General features: G+C 42.0%; 20 protein-coding genes. 14 read left to right on the top strand and 6 right to left on the bottom strand.

The window, feature by feature from the left end:
• The first annotated feature begins 18 nt into the window (after positions 1-18).
• From AC20OE_RS02355 to rbsB, 9 genes are all read left to right on the top strand, one after another.
• Positions 19-1500 (top strand): spore germination protein, encoded by a 1482-nt coding sequence (locus AC20OE_RS02355; protein ID WP_126682397.1) that lies wholly within the window; start codon positions 19-21, stop codon positions 1498-1500.
• A complete protein-coding gene (locus AC20OE_RS02360; RefSeq protein WP_126682398.1) occupies positions 1490-2587 on the top strand; it encodes a GerAB/ArcD/ProY family transporter in 1098 nt (365 codons plus the stop codon). Before AC20OE_RS02355 ends, AC20OE_RS02360 begins: the two co-directional genes overlap by 11 nt.
• Complete coding sequence (locus tag AC20OE_RS02365; RefSeq protein WP_126682399.1) at positions 2577-3719, top strand: Ger(x)C family spore germination protein; 1143 nt, start codon at positions 2577-2579, stop codon at positions 3717-3719. Before AC20OE_RS02360 ends, AC20OE_RS02365 begins: the two co-directional genes overlap by 11 nt.
• 117 nt (positions 3720-3836) lie before the next feature.
• Positions 3837-4823 (top strand): LacI family DNA-binding transcriptional regulator, encoded by a 987-nt coding sequence (locus tag AC20OE_RS02370; protein WP_151284871.1) that lies wholly within the window; start codon positions 3837-3839, stop codon positions 4821-4823.
• Positions 4820-5698: a ribokinase gene (gene rbsK / locus AC20OE_RS02375; protein ID WP_487268269.1), complete on the top strand. Its 879-nt coding sequence runs from the start codon at positions 4820-4822 to the stop codon at positions 5696-5698. The genes AC20OE_RS02370 and rbsK overlap by 4 nt, the downstream gene beginning before the upstream one ends.
• Positions 5695-6087 (top strand): D-ribose pyranase, encoded by a 393-nt coding sequence (rbsD, locus tag AC20OE_RS02380; RefSeq protein WP_039181978.1) that lies wholly within the window; start codon positions 5695-5697, stop codon positions 6085-6087. The genes rbsK and rbsD overlap by 4 nt, the downstream gene beginning before the upstream one ends.
• Positions 6088-6102: 15 nt before the next feature.
• Positions 6103-7584 carry a sugar ABC transporter ATP-binding protein gene (locus tag AC20OE_RS02385; protein WP_058838585.1) on the top strand — a complete coding sequence of 494 codons (1482 nt, stop codon included), beginning with the start codon at positions 6103-6105 and terminating at the stop codon, positions 7582-7584.
• Position 7585: 1 nt separating this feature from the next.
• A complete protein-coding gene (rbsC, locus tag AC20OE_RS02390) occupies positions 7586-8539 on the top strand; it encodes a ribose ABC transporter permease RbsC (protein WP_039181984.1) in 954 nt (317 codons plus the stop codon).
• A gap of 13 nt (positions 8540-8552) precedes the next feature.
• Positions 8553-9470, top strand: coding sequence for a ribose ABC transporter substrate-binding protein RbsB (rbsB, locus tag AC20OE_RS02395; protein WP_058838584.1), 918 nt, complete (start codon positions 8553-8555; stop codon positions 9468-9470).
• 32 nt (positions 9471-9502) lie between these two features.
• On the opposite strand, the gene AC20OE_RS02400 is transcribed toward rbsB, so the two are convergent.
• From AC20OE_RS02400 to alsR, 4 genes are all read right to left on the bottom strand, one after another.
• Positions 9503-10123 carry a VanZ family protein gene (locus AC20OE_RS02400; protein ID WP_059376420.1) on the bottom strand — a complete coding sequence of 207 codons (621 nt, stop codon included), beginning with the start codon at positions 10121-10123 and terminating at the stop codon, positions 9503-9505.
• Between the two features lie 65 nt (positions 10124-10188).
• Complete coding sequence (locus tag AC20OE_RS02405; RefSeq protein ID WP_059376417.1) at positions 10189-10611, bottom strand: hypothetical protein; 423 nt, start codon at positions 10609-10611, stop codon at positions 10189-10191.
• 530 nt (positions 10612-11141) lie between these two features.
• The gene (locus AC20OE_RS02410; protein WP_099663735.1) at positions 11142-11759 is read right to left on the bottom strand and encodes a flavin reductase family protein; all 618 of its coding nucleotides are present in this window, start codon (positions 11757-11759) and stop codon (positions 11142-11144) included.
• A gap of 59 nt (positions 11760-11818) precedes the next feature.
• Complete coding sequence (gene alsR / locus AC20OE_RS02415; RefSeq protein ID WP_039181993.1) at positions 11819-12706, bottom strand: acetoin biosynthesis transcriptional regulator AlsR; 888 nt, start codon at positions 12704-12706, stop codon at positions 11819-11821.
• Positions 12707-12856: 150 nt separating this feature from the next.
• Here alsR and alsS point away from each other — a divergent pair, with 150 nt between their 5' ends.
• The 5 genes from alsS to chrA all read left to right on the top strand — a co-directional run bounded on the left by alsS (position 12857) and on the right by chrA (position 17126).
• Positions 12857-14557 (top strand): acetolactate synthase AlsS, encoded by a 1701-nt coding sequence (gene alsS, locus AC20OE_RS02420; RefSeq protein ID WP_059376416.1) that lies wholly within the window; start codon positions 12857-12859, stop codon positions 14555-14557.
• 35 nt (positions 14558-14592) lie between these two features.
• Complete coding sequence (budA, locus tag AC20OE_RS02425) at positions 14593-15363, top strand: acetolactate decarboxylase (RefSeq protein ID WP_064497937.1); 771 nt, start codon at positions 14593-14595, stop codon at positions 15361-15363.
• 152 nt (positions 15364-15515) lie between these two features.
• On the top strand, positions 15516-15992 hold the full coding sequence (chrS, locus tag AC20OE_RS02430) for a chromate efflux transcriptional regulator ChrS (RefSeq protein WP_039183339.1): 477 nt from the start codon (positions 15516-15518) through the stop codon (positions 15990-15992).
• 16 nt (positions 15993-16008) lie between these two features.
• Positions 16009-16590 (top strand): chromate efflux transporter ChrB, encoded by a 582-nt coding sequence (gene chrB / locus AC20OE_RS02435; RefSeq protein WP_081258417.1) that lies wholly within the window; start codon positions 16009-16011, stop codon positions 16588-16590.
• Positions 16587-17126, top strand: coding sequence for a chromate efflux transporter ChrA (gene chrA / locus AC20OE_RS02440; protein ID WP_369880011.1), 540 nt, complete (start codon positions 16587-16589; stop codon positions 17124-17126). Before chrB ends, chrA begins: the two co-directional genes overlap by 4 nt.
• Before the next feature lie 33 nt (positions 17127-17159).
• On the opposite strand, the gene AC20OE_RS02445 is transcribed toward chrA, so the two are convergent.
• Both AC20OE_RS02445 and AC20OE_RS02450 read right to left on the bottom strand, forming a co-directional pair.
• Complete coding sequence (locus AC20OE_RS02445) at positions 17160-18479, bottom strand: UDP-glucose dehydrogenase family protein (RefSeq protein ID WP_487268276.1); 1320 nt, start codon at positions 18477-18479, stop codon at positions 17160-17162.
• Positions 18480-18595: 116 nt separating this feature from the next.
• The gene (locus tag AC20OE_RS02450; RefSeq protein ID WP_003214884.1) at positions 18596-18739 is read right to left on the bottom strand and encodes a YwzD family small protein; all 144 of its coding nucleotides are present in this window, start codon (positions 18737-18739) and stop codon (positions 18596-18598) included.
• Between the last annotated feature and the right edge of the window lie 179 nt (positions 18740-18918).

Consider the following 18918-nt stretch of genomic DNA (forward strand, 5'->3'; position numbering starts at 1 on the left):
TGTGAGAGGAGGCTCAAGATGCCAAACTCCAATGAGCAAACACGCCTGCATTTTTTATCAGGAAGCTTTGAGGAAAAAATCCGGATCCTGAAAAAAACATTTCAGCAAAGCGGCGATTTTGAATACCGAGAATTAATGGTGAATGAAACGAAATCTGCGCTGTTTTTTATTAAAACAAGAATAGATGAAGGAAAACTAAATGATTTCATCATCGGTAACTTGTTAGGCCCTCCTGGAAAGCAGGATTATACAAAATCTCTTAGCACACTTGAAACAGGCGACTTGACGCTGATCACAGACAGTATTATTGCAGGAAGTATTGCCTTTCTGGATGAAAACTCCTCACAAATTAAGCTATTTGCTGTTGGACAGCCTCCGCTGCGCTCTATTTCTGAACCTTCTTCGGAAAGTATTATCGCAGGCGCACATGATGGATTTGTTGAAAGTCTTGATACCAATATCTACTTACTGCGTTCCCATTTAAATGATCGAAAGCTCGCCATTCAATATCATAAGATCGGTACAAAATCGGAAACAAAGCTTGCGACGGTTTATATATCTGATATTGCCAATCAAGAAAAGGTCGAAGAGGTCAACAGACGGATTTCTTCTATTAAAGTAGACACACTGTTAAGTCCTGGCTCTATCGTTGAGGCAATTGAGGATGATTCATTTTCTATTTTTCCGCAGCTGATTGATACAGAACGTCCAGATAAGGTGAGATCTGCCATTCTTGAAGGTCGAATTGTAGTGCTGATGGACGGGAGTCCTATGGCCATCATTCTTCCCGTGACCTTTTTTAGTTTCTTTCAGTCACCAGATGATTATAACAGCCGCTGGATTCCTGCTACGTTTATTCGTATTCTTCGGTATCTTGCCTTCTTCATCGCTGTTGTCTTGCCATCTTTTTATATTGCTGTTATTGCGTTTCATTATGAGGTTGTCCCAGATGAACTAGCTATTACGATGAAGAACTCTATTATTGGCATTCCCTTTCCTCCATTGATAGAGGCCATGCTGATGGAGATCACGATTGAACTTATACGTGAGGCTGGGGTGCGTCTGCCTAAACCAATCGGGCAAACGATTGGAATCGTAGGGGGGTTGGTCATTGGGGATGCGGTTGTACAAGCAGGGCTCATCTCGAATGTCCTAGTGATTGTGGTCGCTGTGACCGCTGTTGCTTCGTTTGTACTTCCGTCATTTGAAATGACAGCCACCATCAGGATGCTTCGTTTCCCGCTCATGCTTATGGCATCAATGTTTGGGTTTATCGGCATCTCATTCGGACTCACTCTCATTCTCATGAATTTATGCCGCCTTGAATCACTAGGGGTGCCATATTTATCACCTGTTGCTCCATTTAACTGGCAGGATTTAAAAGATACGGTGATTCGACTCCCAATGTGGATGTACAAGAACCGCCCTGTTTATTTAAATCCACAAAAGAAAAAACAAGTTGAACAACTGAGAGGGTGGACAAAGAAAAATGAAAAATAAACTCTCTCCACCTCAAGCTGTCTGTTTTATCGTCCAATCTCAAATTGGTGTCGGTATTTTAGCACTCCCCCATTTGCTGATGAAAGACATGGGGCACGATGGCTGGATGGCGATTATTTTAGCGTGTTTTTTCATCCAAATCATCAATACGATTTTTCTTTATATCATCTACAAGTATCCTGAGACATCGTTCTTCCATGCGCTGATTGAAGTCTTTGGAAAATGGATTGGACGTACCTTGGTCGTGCTCTATGCGCTCTATTTTGCCTCCGTTTGTATTGTTGTACTATCTATATTCACTAGGATTCTTGGCATCTGGGTGCTCCCGCTCACACCAAACTGGGTCATAAATCTATTACTGGTCATATGCATCATCTATATCGCAAAAGAGAAAATTACAGCCGTTGTCAGGTTTAATTTTATTTTGACACCCTTAATACTCTTCCTCTCTCTTTTGATGTTCTATGCATTAAAAGGCACCAATATTGACTACCTCTTGCCTTTTTTCAAAACAGATCTTTCTCAAATTCCGCTTGGATTAAAGGATGTGGTACTGTCACTGAATGGATTTGAGATGATTCTGATGATCTCTCCGATGATGAAGGGAACCATTAAGGAACGATATAAAGTGATGACCATTTCAAATATATGCACGACGCTTTACTACCTATTTATTACATTAATTTGTTTTATGTTTTTCAGTCCGGCTGAGCTAGATTTGATTCCAAATCCTGTTGTGTATTTATTAAAAACCATTACTTTCGGAGTCATCGAAAGGACTGATTTAATTTTTCTTAGTATCTGGGGTTTCGTCATTTTAGCCACACTCAGCAATTATCTGTACTTTTGTGCAAATGGTGTGGCCAGTATTTTGAAGAAAAAAAATCACAAGAAATATGTCTACTATTTTGCCATTTTGATTTATGCTGTCAGCTGTTTTCTTTCTACTGATAACTTTAGAATTCAACGCTTTAATGACTTTACCACCGTTGCACAATATTCATTTATTTACACACTTCCGATCATGATGGCCGTTATTATCTTGATCAAACATCGCAAAAAGAAGGTGAAATCACATGCATCATAAGTACATGTTGACACTGCTTATGTGCGTTTCCCTCATTTTCATGCCTGGCTGCTGGGATCAAAACCTATTAAAAGACATCTCTCTCGTTTTAACTTCAGCTGTTGATCAAGGAGAGGATGACAATGCAAGATATTCGATTACCTATCGAAAGGTACAGCAGTCTCAAAGTATGCAGCAAGGGAATTCTGGCAGTTATTTAACCACTGTTCTCACAACCGAGGCGCCTACTTTAAGAAAAGCAAGAAGCAACTTTAGCCGTAGTGTAGACCAAAAAATTGATATGTCGAAAATGCGTGTGCTGCTGATCGGTGATGAATTTGCCCAAAACCGGCTGCTCCCTTACTTAGATATGTTTTATCGTGATCCGAAAAGCCCTTTACTCGCAAACTTGGCGGTGGTGCAAGGCGGGAGCTGTGTGGACTTGATCAATTCTCTGCTCAAGGAAAAACTGATTGTGAGCGACTATTTAAATAACCTGATCACTTCTGCATCACGCTCCTCACAAGTTTCACCTAAGAACATTCAAAACATCAGGTCCAAAATGCTGCAAACCGGTGAGGATTTTACACTGCCGTTACTCTACTACGATAAGTCAAAAAAGTTAACGAGTGTGAAGGGGGTTGCCTTATTTGATAATGAAAAAAAGAAAGGTGAACTCTATGCCCAGGATGCCATTCTGCTCACCATTATGGATGGAAAAATGGGCAGTTATGCAAACTTCACGAAAAAAGTAAGTAGTGATATGAAATTAAAAGAGAACAATTACATCACCGTTCAAGTAACCGATTCAAAGAGAGACATTAAAATCGTCAATCCTGACCACCGAAACTTAACCTTTTCTCTTGAGTTTGAATTCACCACCTCTGTTCTTGAATACCCGAAAGACAATTTAGATACAGATAAAAAAATTGAAATGTTAAATAAAAGGCTATCAGCTATTTTCACAAAAGAAGCCGAAAAAGTGATTGCAGCCCTGCAAGAAGCAAATTCTGACGTTCTCAGCCTTGGCAGAAAATACCGGGTAAGACACTATGATGAGTATATGAAAATGAACTGGGTCACCGATTATCCGAAGGTGAAAATCATTCCAAAAGTGAAAGTGAACATTACACAAACAGGTATTATTAGTTAAGAAAAGGAAGAAGTCATCTTTCTTTTCTTTTTTTATTTTTTTTAGATTGTCATTTTGATTCTTTCATGATAATCTATGTGTGTAAACGGTTACACATTCATGAAGGGAGGCTCTCCATTGGCTACCATTAAAGATGTTGCAAAAGCTGCACAAGTATCTGTTGCCACTGTTTCACGCGTGCTCAATGATACTGGATATGTCCATTCAGATACGAAAACCCGTGTGACACAAGCGATGCAGGAGTTGAACTACTTTCCCAATGAAGTGGCTAGATCCCTTTTCAAAAGAGAATCACGCTTAATCGGCTTAATCTTGCCTGATATCACAAACCCCTTCTTTCCTCAGCTGGCTAGAGGTGTTGAGGATGAGATTCATGCGCACGGTTTTCGGTTATTATTCGGGAACAGTGATGAGGATCGAGAGAAGGAAATGGCCTACTTACAAACCTTTAAACAAAATCAAGTGGTCGGTGTCATCGCAGTCACAAATGAACCTGAATCAGATATATACAACGATGATGATTTACCTGTTGTGTTTTTAGATCGAACCGTTCCACATGCACCTTCTGTTTTTGCAGATGCTGGAGCTGGCGGGAAAATGGCCGCAATGGAATTAATTAGACGCGGCAGCCGGCAGATCACACTGCTAAAAGGACCTGCCCATCTACAAACAGCTCGGCAGCGATTCAAGGGCGCACTCGATGTTCTCACGGATACAGGTGTCGACTTTCATGTGATGTCTAATGCTTCCTTTTCCTTTCAAGAAGCCCGAAAAAGCGCCAAAGCCCTCTTCCAGCTGTACCCTGAAACAGATGGGATCATTGCCAGCAATGACATCGTCGCAACAGCGGTCATCCATGAAGCGCTTCGTATCGGAAAAGCCATTCCAGGAGACGTTCAAATCATTGGATTTGATGATATTCCGCAAAGCGAGCTGCTTTTCCCTTCCTTATCGACCATTAGGCAGCCCGCCTATGAGATGGGGAAAGAAGCGGCACAGCTGTTAATCAAAGCGATTCAGAAACAACCGATAGATCAGCCAGTTATTCAAATGCCCGTCTCTTTTATTGAACGAGAGACCACAAGAAAGGTGGATTCACAATGAGTCATATTGTTGTAGTAGGAAGCTGTTCAATGGATTTAGTCGTCACATCAGATAAACGGCCAAATGCCGGGGAAACGGTTTTAGGCGAATCGTTTAAAACGGTCCCAGGCGGAAAAGGTGCCAATCAAGCAGTCGCAAGTGCCAGACTCGGTGCAGATGTATATATGGTCGGCCGAGTTGGTGATGACGCTTATGGTCAGGAAATTCTCAGTAATTTACAAGCACAAGGTGTCCGCATCTCACATGTGAAACCGGTTACCGAAATGGAGAGCGGCACAGCTCATATCATTTTAGCAGAAGGTGATAACAGCATTGTCGTGGTCAAAGGGGCAAATAATGAGGTCACTCCTGACTATGTAAATGATGCTCTTTCTACAATTGATGATATCGGGATGGTTCTTATCCAGCAGGAAATACCTGAAGAAACGGTCGAAGCGGTCTGTGCCATTTGCAGTGAAAAAGAAATCCCTGTGATTTTAAACCCTGCACCAGCCCGCAAAGTATCGCAGCAGGTTTTAAAACAGGCTGCTTACATTACACCGAATGAACACGAAGCTGTTCTTATGTTCGATGGTCTGCCAATTGAAGATGCCTTGCGTCAATACCCTAACAAATTACTAGTCACAGAAGGGAAAAATGGGGTTCGATATTTTGATGGATCGAAAGAAGTATTAGTTCCAGGTGTACCTGTAGAAGCAGTCGATACAACAGGAGCTGGCGATACCTTTAACGGAGCCTTAGCTGTCGCCCTAACAGAAGGCAAATCCCTCTATGACGCACTTGCCTTTGCCAACCTTGCAGCATCAATATCTGTCACAAAGTTTGGCGCACAAGGCGGCATGCCAACAAGAGAAGAATTGGAGAAAAAGAAATGAAAAAAAACGGCATCCTAAACAGCCATATCGCCAAGGTGCTTGCTGACCTTGGCCATACAGATACAATCGTCATCGCAGACTGCGGTCTCCCTATTCCAGAAGGTCCAGTCAAAATCGATCTGGCATTATCAATCGGCACACCGTCCTTTCAGGAGGTCACCTCCCTCCTTCTTCAGGAAATGGCTGTTGAAAACATGACTGTGGCTAGTGAAATCAAAGAGGCCAATGAACGAGATCATTTATTTCTTAAGAAAGCGTTCTCAAAACCATTACATGAAGTAGACCACGAGACGTTCAAAGACATGACCAAACAGGCAAAAGCAGTCATTCGAACGGGTGAAGCCACCCCATACGCAAACTGCATTCTTCATGCCGGTGTCATCTTTTAAAAGGAGGAGCCAGATATGAACATAGAGATGCATAACATCCATAAGGCTTTTGGGAAAAACACCGTTCTCTCCGGGGTCTCCTTTGACCTCGTCACAGGCGAAGTCCACGCACTCATGGGTGAAAATGGTGCGGGAAAATCAACTTTAATGAACCTGCTTACAGGTCTTTATTCTTTAGATCAAGGAACGATACAAATCGACGGAAAAGAAACCGCTTTCAAAAATCCAAAAGAAGCGGAACAGCACGGCATTGCCTTCATTCATCAGGAGCTCAATATATGGCCGGATATGACCGTCCTGGAGAACCTCTTCATCGGGAAAGAAATCTATACGAAGCTCGGGCTGCTAGACACAAAGAAAATGAAGGTCCTCGCGCAAAAGCAGCTGGACCGGTTGTCTGTGAATCTCTCGCTTGATCAAGAGGCAGGAAGCTGTTCTGTTGGACAAAAACAAATGATTGAGATTGCAAAGGCATTAATGACCGATGCGAAAGTCATCATCATGGATGAGCCGACAGCAGCTCTAACGGAACGTGAAATTGAAAAGCTCTTCCAGGTCATTGAATCTCTCAAAAAAGAAGGCGTTTCCATCGTCTATATTTCTCACCGTATGGAGGAAATCTTTGCAATCTGTGACCGGATTACGATCATGCGTGATGGGAAAACGGTCGATACGAAAGCCATACCTGAAACGAATTTCCATGAAGTCGTCAAAAAAATGGTCGGCCGTGAATTGACAGATCGATATCCTGAGCGTACGCCTTCTACAGGAGATATTATCCTCGAGGTGAAACAAGCAACGAAAAAAGGACAATTTCAAGATATCAGTTTCTCAGTTAAAGCTGGAGAAATCGTCGGTGTTGCAGGCTTAATGGGGGCTGGCCGGACCGAAATGATGCGATCACTCTTTGGCCTTGATCCTCTTGACCAAGGAGAAATCTGGGTTCACGGAAAAAAGGCTGTTATTAAAAAACCAAGTGATGCTGTCAAGCTCGGTATCGGCTTTATCACAGAAGATCGCAAGGATGAAGGGCTCATGCTTGATGCATCCATCCGAGAAAACATCGGTCTGCCAAACTTAAAAAGCTTCTCTCCAAAGGGACTGATTGATAAGAAAAATGAACAGGATTTTGTCGACCTGCTCATCAAACGACTGACGATTAAAACGGCTTCCTCTGATATTTCTGCCCGAAGCCTGTCTGGTGGAAATCAGCAAAAAGTCGTCATCGCCAAATGGATCGGCATACAGCCAAAGGTCTTGATTTTAGATGAACCGACACGAGGTGTCGACGTCGGAGCGAAACGAGAAATCTATCAGTTAATGAATGAACTGACTGATCGAGGCGTTGCCATTTTAATGGTCTCCTCTGAACTCCCAGAGATACTCGGGATGAGCGATCGAGTACTCGTCATTCATGAAGGAACCATCAGCGGAGAATTAGACAAAACAGAAGCAACACAGGAACGAATTATGACACTAGCTACAGGAGGGAAGTAACATGAAACCACTTACTTCAAATGGACGATTTGATAACATCATGCAAAAGCTTGGGCCATTCTTAGGACTCATCATCCTTGTCGCCATTGTTTCTATTTTAAACCCGGCCTTTTTAGAACCTTTAAACATCTTAAACTTACTGAGACAAATCTCCATTAATGCCCTCATAGCCTTTGGGATGACGTTTGTTATTTTAACTGGAGGCATTGATTTATCAGTCGGAGCCATACTTGCACTGTCCAGTGCCCTGACTGCCGGCTTTATCGTTTCTGGCATGGACCCGATTTTAGCCATTATCGTCGGCTGTATCATCGGTGCAGTTCTTGGGATGATCAACGGTCTTTTAATCACAAAAGGAAAAATGGCTCCGTTTATCGCAACACTTGCGACAATGACGATTTTCAGAGGTTTGACACTCGTTTATACAGATGGAAACCCGATTACTGGGCTTGGCTCTAACTATGCCTTTCAGTTATTCGGCCGCGGATATTTCTTAGGCATTCCTGTTCCAGCGATCACGATGCTTCTCACCTTTATCGTCCTTTGGGTACTGCTTCATAAAACACCTTTCGGCAGAAGAACATATGCGATCGGTGGGAATGAAAAAGCGGCTCTCATCTCAGGCATCAAAGTACCGCGCGTGAAAATTATGATCTATTCATTAGCAGGCTTCATGTCTGCCTTAGCAGGTGCGATCTTAACATCTCGTCTGAATTCTGCACAGCCAACAGCTGGTACGTCCTATGAGCTTGACGCCATTGCTGCCGTCGTACTTGGCGGGACAAGCCTGTCCGGCGGAAGAGGACGAATTGTCGGCACACTCATCGGGGTACTCATTATCGGTGTCCTGAACAATGGTATGAACTTACTTGGTGTTTCATCATTCTATCAATCTGTTGTGAAAGGGATTGTCATCTTGATTGCAGTCCTGCTAGACAGAAAGAAATCTGCTTAAGGAGGCAGCTGCTATGAAAAAATATCTTATTCTCATCCTGACTCTCTCATTGTTCATGCTTTCTGCCTGCTCACTTGAACCACCTGAGTGGGCCAAGTCATCAAAGGATGGCAAGAAAAAAGACATCAAAATCGGGCTGTCAATCTCGACATTAAATAACCCATTCTTCGTTTCTTTGAAAAACGGTGTGACAAAAGAAGCGAAAAAGCTAGGCATTGACGTCGTGATTGCAGATGCACAAAATGATTCAGCTAAACAAACAAGTGATGTAGAAGATTTAATTCAGCAAGGTGTCGACGCATTGCTCATCAACCCAGCTGATTCATCTGCCATATCAACCGCTGTCGAATCAGCGAACGCTTCTGATATACCTGTCATCACATTAGACCGCTCAGCCGAAAGTGGAAAGGTAGAAGCACTTGTCGCCTCAGATAACGTCAAAGGCGGAGAAATGGCAGCTAACTTTATCATCGACAAGCTCGGCAAAGGAGCAAAAGTCGCTGAATTAGAAGGCGTACCAGGCGCTTCCGCTACACGTGAGCGTGGTAAAGGATTCCATAAAATAGCAGATAAAGACTTAAAAGTGACAGCGAAACAAGCTGCTGACTTCGACCGGACAAAAGGACTGAATGTCATGGAAAACCTCCTTCAAGGAAACCCTGACATCAAAGCCGTTTTTGCCCACAATGATGAAATGGCACTTGGCGCGCTAGAGGCGATTCAAAGCTCTGGGAAAGACATTCTTGTCGTTGGCTTTGATGGGAACGAAGATGCACTCAGCTCAATCAAAGCAGGAAAACTCTCTGCAACAGTTGCACAGCAGCCAGAGCTGATCGGTCAACTGGCAGTCGGTGCTGCAAACGACGTATTAAAAGGGAAAAAAGTACAAAAGAACATCGCAGCTCCACTGAAACTAGAACAGAAGAAATAAACAGAAAACCCCCGATTTCCCTCGGGGGTTTTCTATTTATCTACAGCCTTATTTTTTAATGGCTGGCCTGCTTCATAAATATGACTAATAATTGGATTGAAATCTATTTCAAATTTACTCAATATTAGTTTGAAAAACAATATAAATAGTTTAAACACGAATACATATCCAATTATTGTGCCTAAAAGGTTATAAATTATATCATCGATATCTACCACTCTAAAGGAATAACCCGCATATAATCCAACAATCAATTGAAAACTTTCAAATAGTATGCCAACTAACAAACCTACTGAAAATATCTTTTTAAATGTTGCCTTAATTAGAAATGGTAAACCAAAACCTAAAGGTATCGTCATGAATACATTATAAAGACTGGCTAAACTAACACCTTCACTAAAAGGAATTAAATTCATTTCTACTAAAACATTATTTTTTTCACCGAATACTTCTTTAAAATTTTCTCTTTGAGTGTCATCAATAGTAATTGGGAATTGAGTTAAGTTTATAACATGATATACATAAAAGGTCATAATTGAAAAGAACAATAGATATGTATAACTTTTATTATACTTAAATTTGAGTAATGCAGCAAAAACTATATATATAAATAAAAAACTATAGAGTATCCAGCCTTCAAAAAATATAATCATAATGTATAGCTCTCCTAAGTAAATAAAACAGAAGAGAATTTATAAATAAATTCTCTTCTGTTTTATTAATTATATACTTTCCCAGAACCTTTCAAATGCCTTCCATCTATTTCTATTTTATATATAAACAAATAATATTTATTTCCTCCACCAAGACCTTTAAATGTACCAGAGACTTTATTACTACTCCCATTCGCATTAGGCCTAGAAGTAACTGTACCAAACATATTGCCGGTTGTCTTGTTTCTTAGTTCATAATATACTAAATTAGGTCCCTTTGCATTAGGTAATTTTTTAGATTGCCATTGACTTCCTGAAATTTTAGCTGATCCTTTACTTAGAGTATAATATTTCCCTAAATCTGATCCATTCACAGCTCTTTTTTCCATCGTAAAACTATATTGATTAGTTTTAGCAAATGTCGGGACAACCATCACAAAAGAAAATAATACTAACATTACTACTGAAAATAAACTTGATTTTTTCAACTTTTACAACACCTTCTCTATAAATTTTGATTACCATCAATACCAAAATTTATAATACCATATATATATATTAAATAAAACCCCGAATTTACATATTTATCTTATAAAGTCTATTTAATCTAAATTTGTTCTATTTAGACTATTCTATAATACTATAAGTATTATAACAGATTTATAATTTTCATTATTAGATTCGCCTCTCTTTGAGTCATTAAAATCTTAATTTATTATAAATCATTTTCATTATATCTCATGGTATGATGTTTGTTATAGTATTGTATTTATCTGTCGTTGCTGTTAAAATCAACATTTTCACTGCATCTACATGATCTTACTCAGGATGATACAGTATGGAGAAATATATCCTTTTATTCAACGGAAAATTTCAGAGTATTGCTTAATGTTTATATATAGAAATAATGTATTGAACTGGTTTATCATTATTATTTCAGCAATTCAACCGGTTATTTCTTAAAATTCGAACAAAAAGTAATCAAAAAACCCCCGAGCATCACTCGGGGGTTTTTTGATTACTGTGGTCTTTTCAGCACAAATGACGTGCCTAAATGGGCATAATCATTACCTGCTAGGCGCGCGACTGGTTTCAGTTCATTAGTAGAAACATAGCCTTTTTCTAGATCATAAACACCCTCATCTAAATGTGCACATACAACCCGGCCAATGATATGATCGACCGTGATCTCCCCTTCATCATTTTGAAAGGTGAGATGCTTTTCCAGCTGACATTCAAAACGAATGCGCGCTTCCTTGATTCCCGGCACTGAAATGACATGACTCTCTACTTGATGAAGACCGGTTCGTTCCAGCTCACTCTCTTCAACAGGCAATGTAGCAGCTGTTTCATTAATATCTTCTATCATGTCTTCATCACTCACATGAACGACAAACTCTTCCCTATCGATGATATGCTGCGCAGTATCTTTCATCTGACCATCACGTCGTCCGATAGAAACGGCAATGAGCGGCGGGTGTCCGCTGATGACATTAAAGAAACTAAATGGTGCGGCATTGACGACATTTTCTTTAGATAGACTTGTAATAAACGCAATTGGTCTTGGAACGATAGATCCAGATAATAATTTATATGCCTCTTTTCGTGACAGCTGATCCATTTGCAATGTAATCAATTCAGGTACGCCTCCTTTTAATGTAACGACATCATACCATAACCCGTTCCCTATACCTCTTATTCCAGCTCGGTGCGATGCAGGATATGGTGGACAAGATGAAATAAAGCGGGATTATGATTTTCCCGTCTATAGGAAATCGTCCATTCCGCCAGAAGCTGTTCACCCTCAATGGCTCGATAAACAACATCCAGATTAAATAAACGCCGGGCTGATTTTGGAATCACTGCAATACCGATCCCTGCTGTGACAAGGCCAATGATCATTTGATATTCCGCCGCTTCCTGCACGATATTTGGAGAAAATCCGTACTTTTCACATAGCAGGACAAAGTGCTGATAAAGGGATGGCCACGATTCCTGTGATAAAGAAATAATCGGTTCATGACGGATATCTTCAATCGTGACAGTCTCTTGTTGAGCCAATCGATGATTTTTTGGAATCGCAAAAATACATTCACTTTGCTTCATCAAACGACTGACTAGTTCTTCATGCGGCGCTGTAGGATGTAAAAAACCGATATCAATCTCACCATTTAAAAGTGCCTCTAGCTGCTGCGGAACAGAAAGCTGCTGCAGCTCGATACTGACAGAGGGATACAGCTCCCTGAATTCACGTACAACGGGCGGCAGAATATCATACGTCGCCGTTCCAACAAAACCTATGATGATTTTCCCCAGCTCTCCTCTTGCTGTGTGACGGGCATGATCAACCGCTTTATCAAGCTGTTGCAGCACTCCCCGAATCTCATGTAAAAAGACCTTTCCAGCAGCTGTTAGCTCCACCACCCGTTTCGATCGGTGAAATAAAGGAAAACCCAATTCTTCCTCAAACTGCTTAATTTGCTGACTAAGTGGAGGCTGTGTCATATTCAACCGTGCGGCTGCTCTGCCGAAATGCAGCTCCTCCGCTACTGTGACAAAATACTGCAAATGTCTCAGTTCCATCCTTTCACTCCTCACACACTTATTCGTGAAACATATCAAAACTTCGTTAAACATATATTGGAAATTTTATTTTATGAAATGTATAGTAAATCATATCATGAAAATATATTTTCATAAAAAATTTTACTTGCCGAAAGGAGTGCGGGGTAAATGAAATCTCAAGCACAACCCCTAACAAGACGAGGAGCAGAGTTGATTGTCGATACGCTGATCGCTCAAGGTGTGACCCATGTTTTTGCCATTCCAGGTGCAAAAATTGACGCTGTATTTGATGTATTAAAAGACAGAGGTCCAGAGCTTGTCCTATGCAGACACGAACAAAATGCAGCCTTTATGGCAGCTGCTGTCGGACGTTTAACCGGCAAACCAGGTGTTTGTCTCGTCACATCAGGTCCTGGTGCATCTAATTTAGCAACAGGTCTATTAACAGCCAATACAGAAGGTGATCCTGTTGTCGCAATCGCTGGAAACGTCATTCGTGCAGATCGGCTGAAACGAACACATCAATCACTCGACAATGCGGCATTATTCAAACCAGTCACCAAATATAGTGTTGAAGTACAAGACGTTCATAATATACCAGAAGCATTAACAAATGCTTTTCGCGCGGCACAAAAAGGGCAGGCTGGAGCAGCATTTATCAGCTTTCCTCAAGATGTCGTGACAGAACACACCACACAAACAGCAGTGTCTGCTCACCCTTCTCCAGAATTAGGTCCTGCACCGGATGCTCTCATCAGTTCGGCTATCGCCAAAATTCAAAATGCACACTTACCTATTGCGATTGTGGGAATGAAAGCCAGTCGTCCAGCTGCTGCAAATGCCACAAGAGCATTATTAAAAACACTTGGTATCCCATTTGTTGAAACGTACCAAGGAGCCGGCGTTCTCTCAAGAGAGCTCGAGTCTCAATATGTAGGTAGAATCGGCTTATTCCGTAATCAGCCGGGGGACCTTCTCATTGAACAAGCAGATGTCCTTTTGACCATTGGCTTTGATCCAATCGAGTATGATCCGAAGCATTGGAATCTTCAGCCGCAGCAGCGCCAGATCATCCATGTTGATGACATGCAGGCAGATATTGATCATTTTTATGAGCCAGCGCTTGAGCTTGTAGGCAATATTTCTGAAACCGTCAAACATCTAGCGCATGACAGTGTTCCTCTTTCTCTATGCAAAGAGAACATAGAATTAGTCACTGAATTACAGGAGCTATTAATCGACATTGAAAAGGCACCAGAAAGAGAAAGTCATCGATCTCACCCGCTGGATGTCATTCATACATTGAGACGCCTGATTCCTGATGACACAAAGGTCACATGTGATATCGGATCCCACGCGATTTGGATGTCCCGTCACTTCCGCGTCTATGAACCGAACTCATTCTTGGTGAGTAACGGCATGCAAACATTAGGCGTCGCATTACCATGGGCAATTGCGGCTTCTATATTGAATCCAGATGAAAAGATTATTTCGGTTTCGGGTGATGGCGGTTTTCTCTTCTCCGCAATGGAGTTAGAAACAGCTGTCCGCAAAAAGACAAACCTCGTTCACCTTGTTTGGAACGACAGCACATACGACATGGTTGCGTTCCAGCAGGAAATGAAATATGACCGTACATCATGCGTTGAATTCGGTCAGATCGATTTAGTGAAATATGCGGAAAGCTTTGGAGCAACTGGATTACGGGTCAACTCACCTGAGGAGCTTTCAACCGTCCTTCAAAAGGGTATAAACATAGAAGGACCCGTGATCATTGATATTCCGATTGACTATCAAGATAACCCTGACCTCGCCAGTCAAAAATGGCCAGAAGTCTATCGCAAAAAACACACAGCGAACGTCAGATAAGACTTCGATACATTACATTAAAGGAGTGAGCGGATATGGGTATGATGCACCCAATGAATCAACAGAATGACACAAGACAGCATGACAAACAGCAAGAGGTCTATCAAGTATCGACGATGACATCCTTGCTTGAAGCCGTATATGATGGAGATTTCTCCCTCGCGCATATTCCTGAACACGGTGATTTCGGCATCGGTACATTTAATCAATTAGATGGGGAGCTGATCGGCTTTGACGGTGCATTCTACCGGCTGCGCTCGGATGGAACAGCGACACCAGTCACCGATCAAGATTATTCACCATTCTGCTCTCTAGCTTTCTTTGAAACAGATATTGTTCATCGAATTGATGCACCAATGACGTCCAAAGAACTGGAAGAAGAAATTGACCGCATTTTACCAAGTAAAAATATCTTTTATGCAGTCCGCATTGATGGATCATTCAAAAAGGTTCAAACACGTACGGTTGAAAAACAGGAAAAACCTTACGTTCCGATGGTAGAAGCAGTCAAGTCTCAGCCTATTTTCGACTTCGAGGATATTCAAGGTACGATCGCAGGCTTCCGTACACCGCAGTACGCACACGGCATTGCGGTAAGTGGATATCACCTTCATTTTATTGATGAAGATCGAAGTGTTGGCGGACACGTATTTGATTACACCGTTGATCAAGTCACCATCCGCATATCTCAAAAACGTCATATGAATTTACACCTGCCGAATACGCAGGAATTCTTTCAAGCCGACATTGATCGAGCTGACCTTGCACAGCAAATTGCCAGTGCAGAAAGCAGCCCGGATCAATAAATGAAGACACCCCGATGAGCTCGGGGTGTTTTTTAATGCATAAAGATGTTTTTTCATCCGTAACGTTTTCGTTTCGATAGTAAATGAGAAATCAATCATTCTATACGTAATGAAATATGATAGAATATCAACAGAAGAAAGGTGGTTATATGGTGTCAAAAGACTATAGCATTCCGAACCTAACATTAGACGAAAGAGATAAACAAATTTTATCCCTATTACACGAGGACGGGCGCATGTCTTATACAGATCTCGGCAAACAGGTCGGTCTGTCACGTGTTGCCGTACAAGCCCGCATTCAGCAGCTCATTGAAGCAGGAGTCATTGAACGTTTCACCGCTGTGATTAACCCCGCGAAGGTCGGCATTCATGTCTCTGTCTTCTTTAATGTAGAGGTAGAGCCAAAATTTTTAGAAGCGGTTGCCCTTCAGCTTGAACAGGAAACAGCTGTCACGAGTCTTTATCATATGACAGGACCAAGCAAGCTGCATATGCATGGCATTTTTCAAGATGAACAGGAAATGGAGACATTTCTGACAAAAAAACTATACCCGCTAGAAGGCGTTGTCAGTGTGGACTGCCAAATGCTCATTAAACGTTACAAAAGCCGTATGGGTATGAAATTGTAGACAGGAGTTGAACCACTTGCAATCATATATCGAACTCATTATCGCTATGGTGCGAACCGGGATTCTCGGTTTTGGCGGAGGCCCTTCCGTGATACCGCTTATTCGCCATGAAGCGGTGGTGAAATATCATTGGGTCAACGATGACGAATTCGGAGAAACACTCGCCATCGCCAATGCATTACCAGGCCCGATCGCAACCAAAATGTCAGCATACCTCGGCTATCGATTAAAGGGCGTATCTGGCGCAATTGTCGCAACAGCTGCTCATATTTTACCGACATGTCTCGCCATGGTAGCCCTTGTCACACTTGTCAGCGTCTTAAGCTCCTCACAAATCATTCAAAATATGATTGGTGCTGTCACCCCTGTCATTGCCGTTCTGTTAGGCATCATGGCATATGAGTTTGGACAAAAAACGCTGAAAGGCTTCGGCATGATCTTCGGGATCACTCTATTCCTTCTTGCCTTTGTCGGACTGCAAGTGCTGGCCATTCATCCAGGAATCATTGTGATGATCTTTTTATTTTATGGCGCTTTTCATTTTAAGCTGAAAAATCGCTGGCATCGGACAAATAAAGAGAAAGGAGTGTCTTCATGATACTGATTCTCTTTTTATTCTGGGCATTCTTTTTATCTAATTTATTAGGATATGGCGGAGGCCCTGCATCCATCCCGCTCAATTATGAAGAAATCGTCAATCATTTTCATTGGATGACGAACGAAGGATTTTCCAATATGCTGGCTTTAGCCAATGCACTGCCGGGGCCAATCGCTACGAAGATTGCAGCATATGTCGGCTATGACGTCATGGGCTGGCCAGGTTTTATCGTGGCATTGCTTGCAACTGTCCTGCCTTCCGCTGCCGGACTCATTTTATTGCTCAAGCTCATTGACCGTTTTCGCCAATCTCTCGTCGTAAAAGGCATGACCTTATCCGTACAGCCTGTCATTGCGATGATGATGCTTTTATTAACATGGGAAATCGGCGGAGATGCAGTGAAAGCCATCGGCTGGACGCAATCGCTCGCTATTGCCGCGATCTCCTTTTTCTTGATGACCAAATTCAAGCTGCACCCTGCCTTTCTTATTGTGGCTGCTTTCTTATATGGTGGATTCATTCTGCCGCATTCATAAAAACCGATAACATTCACTGTTATCGGTTTTCTTTTACATATAAATTGGAGAAACTGATCTGCGCCCAATCGAATGATACTCGACCCCTGCTTCTTCTGCCGCTTCAAGTGTATGACAGTTTCGTCCATCGAAAATAAGCGGCTGCTTCATCCATTTTTTGTAGGACGCGAGTGGAAACGACTGAATATCCGCCCACTCTGTTAATAGACAGACCGCATCGGCATCCTTGATCGCTTCTTCAATCGTCTGAGCGAATAAGACTTGATCCGGCAGTTCACGAGCTGCACGCCGGGCAGCAACAGGATCATACGCCACAAGCTCCGCACCTAATTGATGGAGCTCATGAGCGATCGGAATAGATGGTGCCTCCCTCATATCGTCTGTATTCGGTTTAAAGGACAGACCAAGAAGCGCAATTCGCTTCCCTTCAAGCGCTGCTCCCAGCCGCTCCTGAATATTTCGGGTAAAACCTGCCCGCTGCTCATTATTTACTTTGATGACAGCCTTTAATAGCTCAAAATCATGGGACACATGCCCTGCAATTTGGACAAGTGCATTTGTATCCTTTGGAAAACAAGAACCTCCGTAGCCAATGCCCGCTCTTAGAAAGGAAGAACCGATCCGCTGATCAAGCCCCATTCCCTTCGCCACCCATTCAACATCAGCACCTGTTTTTTCACAAATGGAGGCAATCTCATTCATAAAACTGATTTTTGTCGCAAGAAATGCATTTGATGCATACTTGATCATTTCAGCACTTTTACGGTCTGTTTTCACTAATGGAAGGTGGAAATCAGCATACATCTCCTCTAACTGGTCTAATACGGCTTTTGTTTCAGCGCCAATCACAAGCCGGTCCGCCCGCAATGTATCTGAAATGGCAGAGCCTTCCCGTAAAAATTCTGGGTTAGATGCAATCGCTAATGGTTCCTTCCGTCCTAATTCTTGATTGATGAGCTGATCGATTTGATCCCCCGTTCCGACAGGCACCGTACTTTTCACCACAAGAATCGCACCTGATTTTGCTTTTATCCCCATCTCTTTCGCAGCTTGAAACACAAACTGTAAATCAGCTTGGCCATCTGCCTGCTGCGGGGTGCCGACCGCGATCATTAATACATCTGCCTTCGTGTAGGCTTCCGCTCCATTTATGTGAAAATGAATTCGTCCCTGCTCAAGATTGCGTTTCAATAGCTCTTTTAACCCAGGCTCATACATTGGGGGAGTTCCCTGTTTCAGCTGCATGACCTTTCGGCGGTCAATATCAATACACGCCACATCATGACCTGCCTCCGCTAAACACACACCTGTCACAAGCCCCACATACCCACAGCCTGCAATCGCAATATTCATGACACCATCAGCTCCCCATACTCCTTATGCTTGTAATGACATCGTATGCCGGGAGCTTTCATTCCATTCTTAAAAGCATACAAAAACCCCCTGCCATCACTAGCAGGGGGTCACTTTTATGAAACAAGACCATTTCGAATATGAGCAATCAGATTTTCAAGCATTTCTTTTGTTGTGACATCATTTGAATTTTCACCAATATCATGAGCGTACATCAAAATCTTTAAAAATTCCTCTTGATTTAAACCCTTATTATCCATGTCTGTATCCTTTCGATTCCACTAATTTCATTATTATATGCTGTAAGGTTGGTTTATGCAATACTCTATTACATCATTCGACAGCTTTTGAAATTTATGACCATTTTCATGAAAAACTTTTTTATAAATCCCCATTGAGCTATAATAAAAGAATTGGAATCTTTTACTTGGTTAGGAGC

The sequence above is a fragment of the Bacillus sp. SRI_025 genome, from assembly GCF_057592095.1.

Bases quoted from the DNA above. Each gene is read 5' to 3' on its own strand.
- AC20OE_RS02360 (WP_126682398.1), top strand. From the start codon at position 1,490: ATGAAAAATAAACTCTCTCCACCTCAAGCTGTCTGTTTTATCGTCCAA.
- rbsB (WP_058838584.1), top strand. From the start codon at position 8,553: ATGAAAAAATATCTTATTCTCATCCTGACTCTCTCATTGTTCATGCTT.
- rbsC (WP_039181984.1), top strand. From the start codon at position 7,586: ATGAAACCACTTACTTCAAATGGACGATTTGATAACATCATGCAAAAG.
- rbsD (WP_039181978.1), top strand. From the start codon at position 5,695: ATGAAAAAAAACGGCATCCTAAACAGCCATATCGCCAAGGTGCTTGCT.
- AC20OE_RS02450 (WP_003214884.1), bottom strand. From the start codon at position 18,739: ATGGATAATAAGGGTTTAAATCAAGAGGAATTTTTAAAGATTTTGATG.
- AC20OE_RS02400 (WP_059376420.1), bottom strand. From the start codon at position 10,123: ATGATTATATTTTTTGAAGGCTGGATACTCTATAGTTTTTTATTTATA.
- alsS (WP_059376416.1), top strand. From the start codon at position 12,857: ATGAAATCTCAAGCACAACCCCTAACAAGACGAGGAGCAGAGTTGATT.
- budA (WP_064497937.1), top strand. From the start codon at position 14,593: ATGGGTATGATGCACCCAATGAATCAACAGAATGACACAAGACAGCAT.
- AC20OE_RS02385 (WP_058838585.1), top strand. From the start codon at position 6,103: ATGAACATAGAGATGCATAACATCCATAAGGCTTTTGGGAAAAACACC.
- AC20OE_RS02445 (WP_487268276.1), bottom strand. From the start codon at position 18,479: ATGAATATTGCGATTGCAGGCTGTGGGTATGTGGGGCTTGTGACAGGT.
- chrA (WP_369880011.1), top strand. From the start codon at position 16,587: ATGATACTGATTCTCTTTTTATTCTGGGCATTCTTTTTATCTAATTTA.
- alsR (WP_039181993.1), bottom strand. From the start codon at position 12,706: ATGGAACTGAGACATTTGCAGTATTTTGTCACAGTAGCGGAGGAGCTG.
- AC20OE_RS02355 (WP_126682397.1), top strand. From the start codon at position 19: ATGCCAAACTCCAATGAGCAAACACGCCTGCATTTTTTATCAGGAAGC.
- AC20OE_RS02365 (WP_126682399.1), top strand. From the start codon at position 2,577: ATGCATCATAAGTACATGTTGACACTGCTTATGTGCGTTTCCCTCATT.
- rbsK (WP_487268269.1), top strand. From the start codon at position 4,820: ATGAGTCATATTGTTGTAGTAGGAAGCTGTTCAATGGATTTAGTCGTC.